Origin of the sequence: Streptosporangium saharense (genome assembly GCF_014203715.1) — a bacterium.
GTDB classification, from domain to species: Bacteria; Actinomycetota; Actinomycetes; order Streptosporangiales; family Streptosporangiaceae; genus Streptosporangium; species Streptosporangium saharense.
Genome location: NZ_JACHJP010000001.1, coordinates 934,823 through 951,983, shown reverse-complemented (window position 1 = coordinate 951,983; position 17,161 = coordinate 934,823). Strand labels below are relative to the sequence as shown.

14 protein-coding genes are annotated in these 17,161 nt (G+C 65.8%); all 14 read right to left on the bottom strand.

What is annotated here, in order from left to right:
* Positions 1-2: 2 nt before the first annotated feature.
* Positions 3-854 carry a 30S ribosomal protein S3 gene (gene rpsC, locus FHS44_RS04690; RefSeq protein WP_184712605.1) on the bottom strand — a complete coding sequence of 284 codons (852 nt, stop codon included), beginning with the start codon at positions 852-854 and terminating at the stop codon, positions 3-5.
* Positions 854-1,207: a 50S ribosomal protein L22 gene (rplV, locus tag FHS44_RS04685; protein ID WP_179819691.1), complete on the bottom strand. Its 354-nt coding sequence runs from the start codon at positions 1,205-1,207 to the stop codon at positions 854-856. Before rplV ends, rpsC begins: the two co-directional genes overlap by 1 nt.
* Before the next feature lie 67 nt (positions 1,208-1,274).
* On the bottom strand, positions 1,275-1,553 hold the full coding sequence (gene rpsS, locus FHS44_RS04680) for a 30S ribosomal protein S19 (protein ID WP_068896536.1): 279 nt from the start codon (positions 1,551-1,553) through the stop codon (positions 1,275-1,277).
* Between the two features lie 11 nt (positions 1,554-1,564).
* Positions 1,565-2,401, bottom strand: a complete 837-nt coding sequence (gene rplB, locus FHS44_RS04675) for a 50S ribosomal protein L2 (RefSeq protein WP_184712604.1) — start codon at positions 2,399-2,401, stop codon at positions 1,565-1,567.
* Positions 2,402-2,492: 91 nt separating this feature from the next.
* Complete coding sequence (gene rplW, locus FHS44_RS04670) at positions 2,493-2,795, bottom strand: 50S ribosomal protein L23 (protein WP_184712603.1); 303 nt, start codon at positions 2,793-2,795, stop codon at positions 2,493-2,495.
* A complete protein-coding gene (gene rplD, locus FHS44_RS04665; RefSeq protein WP_184712602.1) occupies positions 2,795-3,442 on the bottom strand; it encodes a 50S ribosomal protein L4 in 648 nt (215 codons plus the stop codon). Before rplD ends, rplW begins: the two co-directional genes overlap by 1 nt.
* Entirely contained in the window at positions 3,439-4,092 is a 654-nt protein-coding gene (gene rplC / locus FHS44_RS04660; RefSeq protein ID WP_184712601.1) for a 50S ribosomal protein L3, read from the bottom strand. The genes rplD and rplC overlap by 4 nt, the downstream gene beginning before the upstream one ends.
* Before the next feature lie 14 nt (positions 4,093-4,106).
* Positions 4,107-4,415: a 30S ribosomal protein S10 gene (rpsJ, locus tag FHS44_RS04655; protein ID WP_012887830.1), complete on the bottom strand. Its 309-nt coding sequence runs from the start codon at positions 4,413-4,415 to the stop codon at positions 4,107-4,109.
* Between the two features lie 256 nt (positions 4,416-4,671).
* Positions 4,672-5,865, bottom strand: coding sequence for an elongation factor Tu (gene tuf / locus FHS44_RS04650; RefSeq protein ID WP_184712600.1), 1,194 nt, complete (start codon positions 5,863-5,865; stop codon positions 4,672-4,674).
* A 154-nt stretch (positions 5,866-6,019) separates the two neighbouring features.
* On the bottom strand, positions 6,020-8,068 hold the full coding sequence (fusA, locus tag FHS44_RS04645; protein WP_221460487.1) for an elongation factor G: 2,049 nt from the start codon (positions 8,066-8,068) through the stop codon (positions 6,020-6,022).
* 87 nt (positions 8,069-8,155) lie between these two features.
* Positions 8,156-8,626 carry a 30S ribosomal protein S7 gene (gene rpsG, locus FHS44_RS04640; RefSeq protein WP_179819699.1) on the bottom strand — a complete coding sequence of 157 codons (471 nt, stop codon included), beginning with the start codon at positions 8,624-8,626 and terminating at the stop codon, positions 8,156-8,158.
* A gap of 2 nt (positions 8,627-8,628) precedes the next feature.
* On the bottom strand, positions 8,629-9,000 hold the full coding sequence (gene rpsL, locus FHS44_RS04635) for a 30S ribosomal protein S12 (protein ID WP_012887826.1): 372 nt from the start codon (positions 8,998-9,000) through the stop codon (positions 8,629-8,631).
* Positions 9,001-9,532: 532 nt separating this feature from the next.
* On the bottom strand, positions 9,533-13,420 hold the full coding sequence (locus FHS44_RS04630; protein WP_184712598.1) for a DNA-directed RNA polymerase subunit beta': 3,888 nt from the start codon (positions 13,418-13,420) through the stop codon (positions 9,533-9,535).
* 27 nt (positions 13,421-13,447) lie between these two features.
* Positions 13,448-16,915 (bottom strand): DNA-directed RNA polymerase subunit beta, encoded by a 3,468-nt coding sequence (gene rpoB, locus FHS44_RS04625; RefSeq protein ID WP_184712597.1) that lies wholly within the window; start codon positions 16,913-16,915, stop codon positions 13,448-13,450.
* Between the last annotated feature and the right edge of the window lie 246 nt (positions 16,916-17,161).

The following is a 17,161-nucleotide window of genomic DNA, read 5'->3' as shown; positions in this document are numbered from 1 at the left end:
GGTCAGCTCCCTTCAGCACCCGGCTGCGCAGCCGGGCCGGTCTCGGGGGTGGCCTGGGAGGCCGCCTCGGTCCTGGGGGCGCGGTCGCCGCGGCCCGCGCCACGACGGGGGCGGTCACCGCCACCACCGCGACGGGGACGGTCGCCACCGGGACCACCACGACGGTCGTCACGGTCACGACGCTGCCCCGCACGAGCACCGGCGGCAGCCGCCTCGCGCTCGGCGCGGCTGGTCGGAGCCTCACCCTTGTAGATCCACACCTTCACGCCGATGCGGCCGAAGGTGGTGCGGGCCTCGTAGAGGCCGTAGTCGATGTCGGCGCGGAGCGTGTGCAGGGGCACGCGGCCCTCGCGGTAGAACTCCGAACGCGACATCTCAGCGCCGCCGAGACGACCGGAGCACTGCACCCGGATGCCCTTGGCGCCGCTCTTCATGGCCGACTGCATCGCCTTGCGCATGGCACGGCGGAACGAGACACGGCTGGACAGCTGCTCGGCGACGCCCTGGGCGACGAGCTGAGCGTCGATCTCGGGGTTCTTGACCTCAAGGATGTTCAGCTGGACCTGCTTCTTGGTCAGCTTCTCGAGGTCACCGCGGATCCGGTCCGCCTCGGCGCCGCGGCGGCCGATGACGATGCCCGGACGGGCGGTGTGAATGTCGACCTGAACCCGGTCGGTGGTCCGCTCGATCTCCACCTTGGAGATGCCGGCCCGCTCCATGCCCTTCTTGAGCATGCGGCGGATCGCCACGTCTTCGGCAACGTACGACTTGTAGAGCTTGTCGGCATACCACCGGCTCTTGAAGTCGGTCGTGATGCCGAGGCGGAACCCGTGCGGGTTAACCTTCTGACCCACTAGCGGGTCCTCCCCTTCGGCTCGCGGGACTCCACGATCACGGTGATGTGGCTCGTCCGCTTGTTGATCCGATAGGCACGACCCTGAGCGCGGGGACGGAACCGCTTCAGCGTCGGGCCCTCGTCGACCCACGCACGACTCACGAAGAGCGTGTCGCGGTCGAGCTTGAAGTTGTGCTCCGCGTTGGCAATGGCGCTGGACAGCACCTTGTACACGGTCTCGCTCGCCGCCTGGGGAGCGAACTGCAGCACGGCCTGCGCCTCCGAAGCGGGCAGCCCGCGAATGAGGTCCACCACACGGCGGGCCTTCATGGGCGTGTGGCGCGCGAACCGCACCTGAGCCCTGGCTTCCATCGCTTACTCCTCTTAACCTTCTGCTTCGTGTGGGGCGACCGGCCTGGCCTGCCGCCCTGTGAGGCGCTTACCGCCGGCTGCGGCGGTCTTCCTTGACGTGGCTGCGGAAGGTCCGCGTGGGCGCGAACTCACCGAGCTTGTGACCGATCATCGCCTCGGTGACGAACACTGGGACGTGCTTGCGGCCGTCGTGAACGGCGATCGTGTGACCGATCATGTCGGGAACGATCATGGAGCGCCGCGACCACGTCTTGATGACGTTCTTGGTGCCCTTCTCGTTCTGGGCATCCACCTTCTTCTGAAGGTGGTCGTCCACGAAGGGACCCTTCTTAAGGCTACGTGGCATTTTGGCTGCTCCTACCGCTTCTTCCGCTTGGTCCGACGACGGATGATCAGCCGGTCGCTGGCCTTGTTCGCCGCACGAGTACGACCCTCGGGCTTGCCCTTCGGGTTCACGGGGTGACGACCACCGGAGGTCTTGCCCTCACCACCACCGTGCGGGTGGTCGACCGGGTTCATCGCGACACCGCGGACGGTGGGGCGCTTGCCCTTCCACCGCATACGGCCGGCCTTACCCCAGTTGATGTTGGCCTGCTCGGCGTTGCCGACCTGGCCGATGGAGGCCCGGCAGCGGACGTCGACCTGGCGCATTTCGCCGGAGGGCATACGCAGCGTGGCGTACTGCCCCTCCTTGGCGAGGAGCTGGATCTGCGCACCGGCGGACCGGCCCAGCTTGGCGCCACCACCCGGACGGAGCTCCACCGCGTGGATGAAGGTACCGGTCGGGATGTTGCGCAGCGGAAGGCAGTTGCCAGGCTTGATGTCGGCCGTGGGGCCGTTCTCGATCTTGTCGCCCTGCTTCACGCCGGTCGGGCAGAGGATGTAGCGCTTCTCCCCGTCGGCGTAGTGCAGCAGCGCGATCCGGGAGGTGCGGTTGGGGTCGTACTCGATGTGAGCGACCTTGGCCGGGATCCCGTCCTTGTCGTGGCGCCGGAAGTCGATGATCCTGTAGGCGCGCTTGTGGCCACCGCCCTGGTGACGAGCGGTCACCCGGCCGTGGACGTTGCGCCCTCCCTTGCTGTGCAAGGGGGCAAGCAGCGACTTCTCGGGCGTGCTGCGCGTGATCTCGGCGAAGTCCGAGACACTGGCGCCGCGGCGACCCGGGGTCGTCGGCTTGAGTTTACGGATGCCCATCTTTTTCGTTCATCCTTCGTCGGTTAATCCGGTCGAATGCCCCCCGCTGTTGACGGGGGGCATTCTCCCTTTCCTTACTTCAGCGAGCGGGTCAGCCGACCTGGCCGAAGATGTCGATACGGTCACCCTCGACCAGGCTCACGATCGCGCGCTTGGTGCTGGGGCGCTGGCCGTAACCGAACTTGGTCCGCTTGCGCTTGCCCTGGCGGTTGATGGTGTTCACACTGACCACCTTGACGCCGAAGATCTGCTCAATCGCGATCTTCACCTGCGTCTTGTTGGCGGTCTTCCGCACCAGGAACGTGTACTTGTTGTGCTCGTCGATCAGGCCGTAGCTCTTCTCGGAGACGATCGGCTTGATGATGATGTCGCGCGGGTCGGCGATCTTCTCCATCAGGCGTCTTCCTTCCCGCTCTGGCTCAGGCGCGCGACGACCTGGTCGTACGCCTCCTGAGTGAAGACGACGTCGTCGTAGCAGAGCACGTCGTAGGTGTTCAGCTGCCCGGAGTCCAGCAGGTGGACCTCCGGAGCGTTGCGCAGGCTCAGCCAGGTGAGCTCGTCGCCCTCGTCGACGACGACCAGGACGCTACGGGCCTGCGTGACCTTGCGCAGCGCCTCAAGCGCCGCCTTGGTCTTGGGCGTCTCGCTGGTGACCAGCGAGCTGACCACGTGGACGCGACCGCCGGAGGCCCGGTCGGACAGGGCGCCACGCAGGGCGGCGGCCTTCATCTTCTTGGGCGTCCGCTGGCTGTAGTCCCGCGGAACCGGACCGTGGACGACGCCACCGCCGGTGAACTGCGGGGCGCGGGTCGAACCCTGACGGGCGCGGCCGGTGCCCTTCTGGCGGTACGGCTTCTTGCCGCCACCGCTGACCTCACCACGGGTCTTGGCCTTGTGCGTGCCCTGCCGACGAGCGGCGAGCTGGGCCACGACGACCTGGTGGATCAGCGGAACGTTGACCTTGGCGCCGAAGACGTCGCCGGGGAGGTCGACCGTACCGGACTTCGCGCCGCTCGCGTCGAGGACGTCAATGGTGCTCACTTGGCAGCCCCCTTCTTGGCAGCGGTGCGGAGGAGAACCAGGCTGCCGTTGGCGCCGGGAATCGCACCCTTGATGAGGATGAGGCCCTTCTCGGCGTCCACGGCGTGAACCTTGAGGCTCTGGATGGTGGTGCGGACGTTACCCATCCGACCGGCCATGCGCACGCCCTTGAAAACGCGGCCCGGGGTGGCGCAGCCGCCGATAGAACCCGGCGAACGGTGCTTGCGCTGGGTACCGTGCGAGGCGCCCAGACCCTTGAAGCCGTGACGCTTCATGACACCGGCGAAGCCCTTGCCCTTGCTCTTGCCCGTCACGTCGACGAACTGGCCCGCCTCGAAGGTGTCGGCCAGAACCTCCTGGCCCAGGGTGTAGTCACTCGCGTCGTCGGTACGGATCTCCGTGAAGTAACGGCGCGGGGTGATGTCGTGCTTGCGCAGGTAGTCGCCGAGCGGCTTGTTGACCTTCCGCGGGTCGACCTGCCCGAAGCCCAGCTGTACGGCGGAGTAGCCGTCCTTCTCGGGCGTACGGACTCGGGTCACGACGCACGGACCAGCTTCGACGACGGTCACCGGGACCATCCGGTTGTCCGCGTCGAAGACCTGGGTCATGCCGAGCTTCTTGCCCAGGACGCCCTTGATCTGCTTAGCCATGTCAGTGCGTTCCCTCAGAGCTTGATCGAGATGTCAACGCCGGCGGGAAGGTCGAGTCGCATGAGCGAGTCGACCGTCTTCGGCGTCGGGTCGATGATGTCAATCAGCCGCTTGTGCGTACGCATCTCAAAGTGCTCGCGGCTGTCCTTGTACTTGTGCGGCGAGCGGATGACGCAGTACACGTTCTTCTCGGTCGGCAGCGGCACCGGGCCCGCGACCTTAGCACCAGTCCGCGTGACCGTCTCAACGATCTTCTTGGCCGAGCTGTCGATGACCTCGTGGTCATAGGCCTTGAGCCGAATGCGGATCTTCTGTCCCGCCATAATGGCCTCGGTGTCCTTCGCTGTCGTCTGAAAAAGTTGCGTGCGGCCTGTGCCGCTGTTCGTGTCCCACGGAGCAGACGCAGATGATCTGCGCTTTCTTCCGTGATCTGGCGGTTAGTTCGGTCACTGTGCGGCCGAACCAACTGCGAGATCACGGTTTCTCGTGGGGCGCGGAGGCCGGGCCGTACGGCACGAGCCTCCTCGTGGTGCGGCGGCCGACCCTGGGATGAGGGCCGACCGCCACTCCGCGATCGTACTACTTGATGATCTTGGTAACGCGACCCGCACCGACGGTGCGGCCACCCTCGCGGATGGCGAACTTGAGACCGTCCTCCATGGCGATGGGCTGGATGAGCTGGACGCTCATCTCGGTGTTGTCGCCAGGCATGACCATCTCGGTGCCCTCGGGCAGGTTCACAACACCGGTCACGTCAGTCGTACGGAAGTAGAACTGCGGACGGTAGTTGTTGAAGAACGGCGTGTGGCGGCCGCCCTCGTCCTTGCTCAGGATGTAGACCTGGGCCTCGAACTCGGTGTGCGGGGTCGTCGTGCCCGGCTTGATGATGCACTGGCCACGCTCGACGTCCTCGCGCTTGATACCACGCAGGAGCAGACCGACGTTGTCACCGGCCTGGCCCTCGTCGAGGAGCTTGCGGAACATCTCGACACCGGTGACCGTGGTGGTGGTCTTGGTGTCCTTGATGCCGATGATGTCGACGGTCTCGTTGACCTTGACGACACCGCGCTCGATACGACCGGTGACGACGGTGCCACGACCGGTGATCGAGAAGACGTCCTCGATCGGCATGAGGAACGGCTTGTCGGTCTCACGCTGCGGCTGCGGAACGTTCTCGTCCACCGCGGTCATGAGCTCGATGATGCTGTCGCCCCACTTCTCGTCGCCCTCCAGCGCCTTGAGCGCGGAGACGCGGACGACAGGCAGGTCGTCGCCGGGGAACTCCTGGGCCGAGAGAAGCTCACGGACCTCGAGCTCGACGAGCTCCAGGATCTCCTCGTCGTCCACCATGTCGGCCTTGTTCAGGGCGACCACGATGTAGGGAACACCGACCTGGCGGGCCAGGAGGACGTGCTCCTTGGTCTGCGGCATCGGACCGTCGGTGGCGGCGACCACGAGGATCGCGCCGTCCATCTGAGCCGCACCGGTGATCATGTTCTTCACGTAGTCGGCGTGACCGGGACAGTCCACGTGGGCGTAGTGGCGCTGCTCGGTCTGGTACTCGACGTGCGCGATGGAGATCGTGATACCACGAGCCTTCTCCTCGGGCGCCTTGTCGATCTTGTCGAACGGGGTCGCCTCGTTGAGGTTCGGGAAACGCTCGTGGAGCACCTTGGTGATCGCCGCGGTCAGAGTGGTCTTGCCGTGGTCGATGTGCCCAATGGTGCCGATGTTTACGTGCGGCTTGGTCCGCTCGAACTTGGCCTTGGCCACTGCTCTGTCTCCTTAGAGATTCTGACTTGACTTTCGTCTTCTCACTCGGGTTCGGGGAGCGGATCCCGCAGGACCCGCCAATAGAACCTCGCCCGTATGCCCCGGTGGCGGGTGGCGATCCTCTCGCCGTCCGTCACCGAGGCGGATACCGGGCTTACTCGCCCCGTACCTTCGCGACGATCTCCTTGGCGATGTGCGCAGGCACTTCCGCATAGGAGTCGAACTGCATGCTGTAGCTCGCGCGTCCCTGCGTCTTGCTACGGAGGTCACCCACGTAGCCGAACATCTCAGAGAGCGGCACGAGCGCGCTGACGACACGGTTGCCGCCGCGCTCGTCCATCGCCTGGATCTGCCCGCGGCGACCGTTGAGGTCACCGATGACGTCACCCATGTAGTCCTCGGGCGTGGTGACCTCGACGGCCATCATCGGCTCCAGGATTACGGCGTCCGCCTTGCGGGCGGCTTCCTTGAAGGCCATGGACCCGGCGATCTTGAAGGCCATTTCGGACGAGTCCACCTCGTGGTAGGCACCGTCCTGCAGGGTGACCTTCACCCCGACCATGGGGTAGCCGGCGAGAACACCGAACTCGGCGGCCTCCTGGGCGCCCGCGTCGACCGAGGGGATGTACTCCCTCGGGATGCGGCCACCGGAGACCTTGTTCTGGAACTCGTAGCCGTCGTTGCCCTCGCCCAGCGGCTCGATGTCGATGATGACCTTCGCGAACTGACCCGACCCACCGGTCTGCTTCTTGTGGGTGTAGTCGACCTTCTCCACCTTGCGGCGGATGGTCTCGCGGTAGGCCACCTGCGGGCGACCGACGTTGGCCTCGACCTTGAACTCACGGCGCATCCGGTCGACGAGGATCTCCAGGTGGAGCTCGCCCATACCCCAGATGACCGTCTGGCCGGTCTCCTCGTCACGACGGACCTGGAAGGACGGGTCCTCCTCGGCCAGACGCTGGATCGCGGTGCCCAGCTTCTCCTGGTCGCCCTTGGTCTTGGGCTCGATCGCGACGTTGATGACCGGAGCCGGGAAGTTCATCGACTCCAGAACGACCGGCTTCGCCACGTCGGCCAGGGTGTCACCGGTGGTGGTGTCCTTCAGACCCATCACGGCGACGATCTGACCGGCGTGCGCCGACGAGCGCTCCTCGCGCTTGTTGGCGTGCATCTGGTAGATCTTGCCGATCCGCTCCTTGCGGCCCTTCACCGAGTTGACCACGGCGGTGCCGGTCTCGAGCGTGCCCGAGTAGATGCGGATGTAGGTGAGACGGCCCAGGTGCTGGTCGCTCATGATCTTGAAGGCCAGAGCGGCGAACGGCTCGTTCACGTCCGCGTGCCGCTCGATGACCTCCTCCTCGTTGTTGACCGCGTGGCCCTTGAAGGCCGGGATGTCGGTCGGCGCGGGGAGGTAGGCGACGATCGCGTCGAGGAGGGGCTGAACACCCTTGTTCTTGAACGCGGTGCCGGTCAGGACGGGGTTGATGGCGCTGGCCAGCGTCGCGCGGCGGATGGCCGCGACGAGCTGCTCCTCGGTGGGCTCGACGCCCTCAAGGAAGAGCTCCATCAGCTCGTCGTCGTTCTCGGCGACGGTCTCGACGAGCTTGTCACGCCACTCGCGGGCGACCTCGGCGTATTCGGCCGGGATGTCCACGGTCTCGTACATCTCGCCCTTGGCCGCCTCGGCGCTCCAGAGCAGGCCCTTCATCTTCACCAGGTCGATGACGCCCTTGAAGTCAGCCTCGACGCCCCAGGGGAGCTGAACGACCGCGGGGGTCGCGTGCAGACGGCTGACCATCATGTCGACGCAGCGGTGGAACTCCGCGCCGACGCGGTCCATCTTGTTGACGAAGCAGATGCGGGGCACCTCGTAACGGTCGGCCTGACGCCACACCGTCTCGGACTGGGGCTCCACACCCGCGACGCCGTCGAACACGGCGACGGCACCGTCGAGGACGCGGAGCGAGCGCTCCACCTCGATCGTGAAGTCCACGTGACCCGGGGTGTCGATGATGTTGATCGTGTGGCCGAGCCACTCGCAGGTCGTAGCAGCGGAGGTGATGGTGATACCACGCTCCTGCTCCTGCTCCATCCAGTCCATCGTGGCTGCGCCCTCGTGGACCTCACCGATCTTGTAGTTGATGCCGGTGTAGAACAGGATGCGCTCGGTCGTCGTGGTCTTGCCCGCGTCGATGTGGGCCATGATGCCGATGTTTCGCACCTTGGCCAGGTCAAGAGCGGTCGTGGTGGCCACTTCTCTCGCGTCCTCGTCGTCTCGTCGAACCCGCTGTTACCAGCGGTAGTGGGCGAAGGCCTTGTTGGACTCGGCCATCTTGTGGGTGTCCTCGCGCTTCTTGACGCTGGCGCCGAGGCCGTTGCTGGCGTCGAGCAGCTCGTTCATGAGGCGCTCGGTCATGGTCTTCTCGCGGCGGGCGCGGGAGTACTGCACCAGCCAGCGCAGCGCCAGGGTGGTGCTCCGCGCGGCGCGCACCTCGACCGGAACCTGGTAGGTCGCGCCACCGACACGGCGGCTGCGGACCTCAAGGGTCGGCTTGACGTTGTCCAGTGCCCGCTTCAGGGTGACGACCGGGTCGTTGCCCGTCTTCTCCCTGGCACCCTCAAGGGCGCCGTACACGATGGACTGGGCGATGGAGCGCTTGCCGTCCAGGAGCACCTTGTTGATGAGGGCGGTGACCAGGGGCGAGTTGTGGACCGGGTCAGCCATGAGCTGACGACGGCCAGGAGAACCCTTGCGAGGCATTCTTACTTCTCCTTCTTCGCGCCGTAACGGCTACGGGCCTGCTTACGGTTACGAACACCCTGGGTGTCCAGCGAACCACGGATGATCTTGTAGCGAACACCCGGCAGGTCCTTCACACGACCGCCACGCACGAGCACGATGGAGTGCTCCTGAAGGTTGTGCCCCACACCGGGGATGTAGGCCGTGACCTCGATACCGTTGGTGAGCCGGACACGCGCGACCTTGCGGAGCGCCGAGTTCGGCTTCTTGGGGGTCGTGGTGTAAACGCGCATGCAGGTGCCGCGTCGCTGAGGGCTGGCCTTGAGCGCCGGGGTCTTGGTCTTGGTGACCTTGTCCTGGCGGCCCTTGCGGACCAGCTGCTGAATCGTAGGCACCGCGTCTCCGTTCGTGCTTGCCGGTGATTCGAATGTTGTTGCTTTTGCAGGCACTGCCGGTGTCATGACCTGCGGGTTTTCCGTCCACTCCGACCCACGCGCTCGGGCGTGTCGCGCACTTGTCACGCCACTTCCCGAGGAGGGCCGCTCCGGTGGAGGAAGCCACACGGCGCACCTGTCAACTCCCAGACGGGAGACCTGTCGACGCGCACGCATGAGAGCCCATGAAGCCACGGGCACGAACGGAAAGACTACCGAGTCCAACGCAACACGTCAAAACGGTTGCGCCCTCCGGCCGCCGTTGCGAGCGCCCGTGTTCGTGTCGCGACTCCGCGGCCGATTTCCAGCCGGCCGCTGTCGGGTCCAGGCCACAGTTTACCCGCCCCTGAGGACTTCTCCGGCCGTTCCGGTTACGAGCCCGTGGCTTTCCGCGCAACGTTCCGGTCAAGAAGTCTCCGGACTGTTCCGGACGCGACGGCGCCCGGCCCCCCTCGCGGGGAACCGGGCGCCGTCGTCGATCCGTGCCTGTCGGCTAGCGGTTGTACTGACCGAAGTCGTACTCCTCCAGCGGTACGGCCTCACCAGAGCCGGAGCCGAAGGTGTAGTCGGCCGCGGAGCCGTCGTAACCGCCGACGGTGTACATCGCGGCCTTGGCCTCCTCGGTCGGCTCGACCCGGATGTTGCGGTACTGCGGCATGCCGGTACCGGCCGGGATGAGCTTTCCGATGATGACGTTCTCCTTGAGGCCGAGCAGCGAGTCCGACTTGGCGTGGATCGCCGCGTCGGTGAGCACTCGCGTCGTCTCCTGGAAGGACGCCGCGGACAGCCAGGACTCGGTGGCCAGCGACGCCTTGGTGATGCCCATCAGCACCGGACGGCCGGAGGCCGGGGTGCCGCCCTCGGCGACGCACTCGCGGTTGATCCGCTCGAAGCGGGGACGCTCGACCAGCTCACCGGGGAGCATGTCCGCGTCACCGGACTCCAGCACGTTCACCCGCTTGAGCATCTGGCGAACGATGATCTCGATGTGCTTGTCGTGGATCGACACACCCTGCGAGCGGTACACCTGCTGGACCTCGGCCACCAGGTGCAGCTGCACGGCCCGGGGGCCGAGGATGCGCAGCACCTCGTTGGGGTTGACGGCACCGGCGACCAGCTGCTGGCCGACCTTGACGTGCTGCCCCTCGGAGATCAGCATCCGCGAGCGCATCGACACCGGGTAGGCGATCTCGTCCGAACCGTCGTCCGGAACGATCACGATCTTCCTGGTCTTGTCGGTCTCGTCGATGCGGACCCTGCCCTCGGCCTCGCTGATCGGGGCGACACCCTTGGGGACGCGCGCCTCGAACAGCTCCTGGACACGGGGCAGACCGTGGGTGATGTCCGCACCGGCCACACCACCGGTGTGGAAGGTACGCATCGTCAGCTGGGTGCCGGGCTCACCGATCGACTGGGCGGCGATGATGCCGACCGCCTCGCCGACGTCCACGAGCTTGCCGGTGGCCAGCGAACGGCCGTAGCAGGTGGCGCAGACACCGATCTTGGCCTCGCAGACGAGAGCGCTGCGGGTCCTGACGGTCTCGACACCGGCCTCGACCAGCGCGGTGACCTGCACGTCGCCGATGTCGACGCCGGCGCTCGCGATGACCTTGCCGTCCACCTCGACGTCCTCGGCCAGGATGCGGCCGTGCACGTTGCTCTCGGCGTTCTCCGCCTTGACCAGGTTGCCCTGGGCGTCGCGCTCGCCGACGTGCAGCGGGACCGCGCGGTCGGTGCCGCAGTCGATCTCGCGAACGATGACGTCCTGCGCGACGTCCACCAGACGACGGGTCAGGTAACCCGAGTCGGCGGTCCGCAGCGCGGTGTCGGCCAGACCCTTTCGCTGTCCGTGGGTGGAGATGAAGTACTCCAGCACCGACAGGCCCTCACGGAAGGAGGCCTTGATCGGACGCGGGATCGTCTCACCCTTGGTGTTGGACACCAGACCACGGATGCCGGAGATCTGCCGGACCTGCATCAGGTTTCCTCGGGCGCCCGACTGGACCATCATCCAGACCGGGTTGGTCTTCGGGAACGCCTTCTGCATGTCGTCGGTCACGTCGCTGGTCGCGTGCGTCCAGATCTCGATGAGCTCCTGACGGCGTTCCTCGTCGGTGATCAGACCGCGCTCGTACTCACGCTGGACCTTGTCGGCCCTGCGCTCGTACGTCTCCATGATCGTGGACTTGTTCGGCGGCGCGATGACGTCCTCGATGGAGATCGTCACACCGGCCCTGGTCGCCCAGTAGAAGCCGGCGTCCTTGAGCGCGTCGAGCGCGGCGGCGACCTCGACCTTCGGGTACTTCTCCGCCAGCTCGTTGACGATCGCGGACAGCTGCTTCTTGCCGACCTGCGAGTTCACGTAGGGGTAGTTCGCGGGCAGCGTCTGGTTGAACAGGCAGCGGCCCAGCGTGGTCTCCAGACGGTACGGCTCGCCCGGCTCCCAGCCCTCGGGAGCGGCCCAGCCGCGAGGCGGCGGGACGTCACCCTTCATCCGGATCTGGATCTTGGCCTGGATGTCCAGCTCGCGCCGGTCGAAGGCCATGAGCGCCTCGGAGACCGAGCCGAAGACCCGGCCCTGTCCCGGAGCGTTCTCCTCGTCGTCCTTGATGGTGGTCAGGGAGTACAGACCGATGATCATGTCCTGGGTGGGCATGGTCACCGGCTTGCCGTCGGCCGGCTTCAGGATGTTGTTGGTGGACAGCATCAGGATGCGGGCCTCGGCCTGTGCCTCCGCCGACAGCGGCAGGTGCACGGCCATCTGGTCACCGTCGAAGTCCGCGTTGAACGCGGTGCAGACGAGCGGGTGGATCTGGATGGCCTTGCCCTCGACCAGCTGCGGCTCGAAGGCCTGGATGCCCAGGCGGTGCAGCGTCGGCGCACGGTTGAGCAACACGGGGTGCTCGGTGATGACCTCTTCGAGGACGTCCCACACGACCGGGCGCGCACGCTCGACCATCCGCTTGGCCGACTTGATGTTCTGCGCGTGGTTCAGGTCGACCAGGCGCTTCATCACGAACGGCTTGAACAGCTCCAGCGCCATCTGCTTGGGCAGACCGCACTGGTGCAGCTTCAGCTGCGGGCCGACGACGATGACCGAACGGCCGGAGTAGTCGACACGCTTGCCCAGCAGGTTCTGACGGAAACGACCCTGCTTGCCCTTCAGCATGTCGCTGAGGGACTTCAGCGGGCGGTTACCGGGACCGGTGACCGGACGACCGCGACGGCCGTTGTCGAACAGCGCGTCGACGGCCTCCTGGAGCATCCGCTTCTCGTTGTTCACGATGATCTCGGGGGCACCGAGGTCGAGAAGACGCTTGAGGCGGTTGTTCCGGTTGATCACACGCCGGTACAGGTCGTTCAGGTCCGAGGTCGCGAACCGGCCACCGTCGAGCTGCACCATGGGGCGCAGGTCCGGCGGGATGACCGGGATGCAGTCCAGAACCATGCCGTTGGGCGAGTTGCGGGTGTTCAGGAACGCGGAGACGACCTTGAGACGCTTGAGCGCGCGGGCCTTCTTCTGGCCCTTGCCGCTGCGGATCGTCTCGCGGAGGTTCTCGGCCTCGAGCTCGAGGTCGAAGTTGGTCAGGCGCTCCTGGATGGCCTGGGCGCCCATGCCACCGCGGAAGTAGCGGCCGAAACGGTCGCGCATCTCGCGGTAGAGCAGCTCGTCGCCCTCAAGGTCCTGGACCTTGAGGTTCTTGAAGCGGCTCCAGACCTCGTCGAGACGGTCCAGCTCACGCTGGGCCCGGTCGCGGAGCTGACGCATCTCACGCTCTGCGCCCTCGCGGACCTTGCGGCGCTGGTCACCCTTGGCGCCCGCGGCCTCAAGCTCGGCCAGGTCGCTTTCGAGCTTCTTCTGCCTGGCCTCGACGTCGGCGTCACGACGCTGCTCGATGTGCTGGCGCTCGACCGAGATCTTCGCCTCCAGCGACGGCAGGTCGCGGTCGCGCATCTCCTTGTCGACGTGCGTGATCATGTAGGCCGCGAAGTAGATGACCTTCTCCAGGTCCTTCGGGGCCAGGTCGAGCAGGTATCCCAGTCGGGACGGGACACCCTTGAAGTACCAGATGTGCGTGACGGGCGCGGCCAGCTCGATGTGGCCCATCCGCTCACGACGCACCTTGGCGCGGGTCACCTCGACGCCACAGCGCTCACAGATGATGCCCTTGAAGCGGACACGCTTGTACTTGCCGCAGTAGCACTCCCAGTCCCGGGTCGGACCGAAGATCTTCTCGCAGAAGAGTCCGTCCTTCTCGGGCTTGAGGGTCCGGTAGTTGATGGTCTCGGGCTTCTTCACCTCGCCGTGCGACCACTGGCGGATGTCGTCAGCGGTCGCGAGGCCGATCCGAAGCTCGTCGAAGAAGTTGACGTCCAGCATGTGTTGTTCCCCTCCTCAGCTTCTAGATCAGACCTCTTCGACGCTGCTCGGCTCGCGCCGGGACAGGTCGATGCCGAGCTCTTCGGCGGCGCGGAAGACGTCCTCGTCGGTGTCACGCATCTCGATCGACATGCCGTCGCTGGAGAGCACCTCGACGTTCAGGCACAGCGACTGCATTTCCTTGATCAGAACCTTGAAGGACTCCGGAATGCCCGGCTCGGGAATGTTCTCGCCCTTGACGATCGCCTCATAGACCTTCACCCGGCCCAGCACGTCGTCGGACTTGATCGTCAGCAGTTCCTGCAGGGCGTAGGCGGCGCCGTAGGCCTCCAGCGCCCACACCTCCATCTCGCCGAAACGCTGACCGCCGAACTGCGCCTTACCACCCAGCGGCTGCTGCGTGATCATCGAGTACGGACCCGTCGACCGGGCGTGGATCTTGTCATCCACCAGGTGCAGCAGCTTCAGGATGTAGATGTAACCCACCGAGATCGGATGCGGGAACGGCTCACCCGAGCGCCCGTCGAACAGCCGGGCCTTACCGTTCGCGCCGACCATACGGCCGCCGTCACGGTTGAGGAGGGTGTTGTCGAGCAGGCCGACGATCTCTTCCTCGTTGGCGCCGTCGAACACCGGGGTGGCCATGTTGGTGCGGGGGTCGACCTCGGCAAAACCCTTGTCGCGCAGCCGTTCGGCCCAGGCCTCCTGTACGCCGGTGATGTCCCAGCCTCGGGCGGCGATCCACCCCAGGTGGGTCTCCAACACCTGGCCGACGTTCATCCGGCCCGGCACGCCGAGCGGGTTGAGGATGATGTCGACCGGGGTGCCGTCCTCCAGGAACGGCATGTCCTCCACGGGGAGGATCTTGGAGATGACGCCCTTGTTGCCGTGTCGGCCGGCGAGCTTGTCGCCGTCGGTGATCTTGCGCTTCTGGGCGACGTAGACGCGCACCAGTTCGTTGACGCCCGGCGGCAGCTCATCGCCCTCCTCGCGGGAGAAGACGCGTACGCCGATGACCTTGCCCTGCTCGCCGTGGGGCACCTTCAGGGAGGTGTCGCGCACCTCGCGGGCCTTCTCGCCGAAGATGGCCCGCAGCAGCCGCTCCTCGGGGGTCAGCTCGGTCTCGCCCTTCGGGGTGACCTTGCCGACCAGGATGTCGCCGGGGACGACCTCGGCGCCGATGCGGATGATGCCCCGCTCGTCGAGATCGGCCAGCACCTCTTCGGAGACGTTGGGGATGTCCCGGGTGATCTCCTCGGGCCCCAACTTGGTGTCGCGGGCGTCCACCTCGTGCTCCTCGATGTGAATCGAGGAGAGTACGTCGTCCTGGACCAGGCGCTGGGACAGGATGATGGCGTCTTCGTAGTTGTGGCCCTCCCACGGCATGAACGCCACCAGCAGGTTCTTACCGAGTGCCATCTCACCGTCGTCGGTGCAGGGGCCGTCGGCGATGACCTGGTTGACCTCGATCCGGTCGCCCTCGGCCACGATGGGCTTCTGGTTGAAGCAGGTGCCCTGGTTGGAGCGCTTGAACTTCGCCACCCGGTAGGTCGTGCGCGTGCCGTCGTCGTTCATCACGGTGACGTAGTCGGCCGAGACCTCCTCGACCACCCCCGCCTTGTCCGCGGTGATCACATCCCCCGCGTCCGTCGCCGCCCGGTACTCCATCCCGGTCCCGACCAGCGGCGCCTCACTCTTGAGCAGAGGCACCGACTGACGCTGCATGTTGGAACCCATGAGCGCCCGGTTGGCGTCGTCGTGCTCCAGGAACGGGATCATCGCCGTGGCGACCGACACCATCTGGCGTGCCGAGACGTCCATGTAGCCGACCTCGCTGGCCCGCACGGACTCGAACTCGCCGCCCTTACGGCGGACGAGGACGCGGTCCTCAAGGAACGTGCCATCGGCCGCGATCGGCGTGTTCGCCTGGGCGATGACGTAGCGGTCCTCCTCGTCGGCGGTCAGGTAGTGGACCTCTTCGGTCACCCTGCCCTCGACGACCTTGCGGTACGGCGTCTCGACGAACCCGAAGGAGTTCACCCGCCCGAAGGAGGCGAGCGAGCCGATCAGACCGATGTTGGGGCCTTCCGGCGTCTCGATCGGGCACATGCGGCCGTAGTGGGACGGGTGGACGTCACGGACCTCGAAGCCGGCCCGCTCACGGGACAGACCACCGGGGCCCAGCGCGGACAGACGCCGCTTGTGCGTCAGGCCCGCCAGGGGGTTGGTCTGGTCCATGAACTGCGACAGCTGGGAGGTTCCGAAGAACTCCTTGATCGACGCCACGACCGGGCGGATGTTGATCAGGGTCTGCGGCGTGATCGCCTCGACGTCCTGCGTCGTCATCCGCTCACGAACGACACGCTCCATCCTCGCCAGACCGAGACGGACCTGGTTCTGGATCAGCTCGCCGACCGTGCGCAGGCGCCGGTTGCCGAAGTGGTCGATGTCGTCGGTCTCGACGACGATCTCGCCACCGGCACCCCGCATCGAGTTCTCGCCCGCGTGAAGCTTGACGATGTATTCGATGGTGGCGACGATGTCCTCTTCGGTGAGGGTTCCCTGGGTGATGTCGGCGTCGACGCCGAGCTTCTTGTTGATCTTGTAGCGGCCGACCTTGGCCAGGTCATACCGCTTGGAGTTGAAATACAGATTCTCCAGCAACGTCTGCGCCGACTCCTTGGTCGGCGGCTCACCCGGCCGCAACTTGCGGTAGATGTCCAGCAGAGCGTCATCCTGACCGGCCGTGTGATCCTTCTCCAGGGTCGCCCGCATCGACTCGTAGCGCCCGAACCGCTCCAGGATCTGCTCACTGGTCCAGCCCAGCGCCTTCAACAGCACCGTCACGGCCTGCTTACGCTTACGATCGATCCGGACCCCGACACTGTCACGCTTGTCGATCTCGAACTCCAGCCAGGCACCCCGCGACGGGATCACCTTGCAGCCGAACAGATCCTTGTCCGAGGTCTTGTCGACACTCCGATCGAAATAGACCCCCGGAGAGCGCACCAGCTGAGAGACCACGACACGCTCGGTGCCGTTGATGATGAACGTCCCCTTACCCGTCATGAGCGGGAAATCGCCCATGAACACGGTCTGGCTCTTGATCTCACCGGTGGTGTTATTGATGAACTCCGCCGTGACGAACATCGGGGCGGAGTAGGTCATGTCCTTGTCTTTGCACTCATCAACGGAGTACTTGGGCGGCTCGAACCGATGGTCCCGAAACGACAGGGACATGGTCCCGGAGAAGTCCTCGATGGGACTGATCTCCTCGAAGATCTCTTCGAGACCCGACTGGGCCGGAACGTCCTTGCGCCCGGCCTGGCGAGCCGCCTCGACCCGCCCCTTCCACTTCTCGTTGCCCAGCAGCCAGTCGAACGACTCGGTCTGCAGAGCGAGAAGGTCAGGAACTTCGAGCGGCTCCTGAATACGCGCGAAAGACACGCGACGGGGACCAGCGGGTACGGCGGAGGCGTTGCGCGAGGCTGCCAACAGATGTCCTTCCGAGGGCTCGCGGCGGACTGACTACACGCACGCCAGACGACCATGCATCGGAGCACCAAAAGAAGCGGGTCGTCAAAGGGCAGCGCAAAGGGGCAGTGTAGCCGAAGGGCATACACCTGTCCAGTCCACTCTCGCTGCGCTCTCCACGTTGGTCGCAGCATCGCCCGTCAGAGCCGAAACGTCAAGCCCGCGAGCCGACATTTCAGCCAAGGAACAGCCGAGACGCTGGGAGTT

Excerpts from the sequence above, each read along its gene's own strand:
- rplV (WP_179819691.1), bottom strand. The coding sequence starts at position 1,207 with ATGGAAGCCAGGGCTCAGGTGCGGTTCGCGCGCCACACGCCCATGAAG.
- rpsS (WP_068896536.1), bottom strand. The coding sequence starts at position 1,553 with ATGCCACGTAGCCTTAAGAAGGGTCCCTTCGTGGACGACCACCTTCAG.
- rplB (WP_184712604.1), bottom strand. The coding sequence starts at position 2,401 with ATGGGCATCCGTAAACTCAAGCCGACGACCCCGGGTCGCCGCGGCGCC.
- rplW (WP_184712603.1), bottom strand. The coding sequence starts at position 2,795 with ATGGAGAAGATCGCCGACCCGCGCGACATCATCATCAAGCCGATCGTC.
- rplC (WP_184712601.1), bottom strand. The coding sequence starts at position 4,092 with ATGGCTAAGCAGATCAAGGGCGTCCTGGGCAAGAAGCTCGGCATGACC.
- rpsJ (WP_012887830.1), bottom strand. The coding sequence starts at position 4,415 with ATGGCGGGACAGAAGATCCGCATTCGGCTCAAGGCCTATGACCACGAG.
- fusA (WP_221460487.1), bottom strand. The coding sequence starts at position 8,068 with ATGGCCCACATCGACGCGGGCAAGACCACGACGACCGAGCGCATCCTG.
- rpsG (WP_179819699.1), bottom strand. The coding sequence starts at position 8,626 with ATGCCTCGCAAGGGTTCTCCTGGCCGTCGTCAGCTCATGGCTGACCCG.
- FHS44_RS04630 (WP_184712598.1), bottom strand. The coding sequence starts at position 13,420 with ATGCTGGACGTCAACTTCTTCGACGAGCTTCGGATCGGCCTCGCGACC.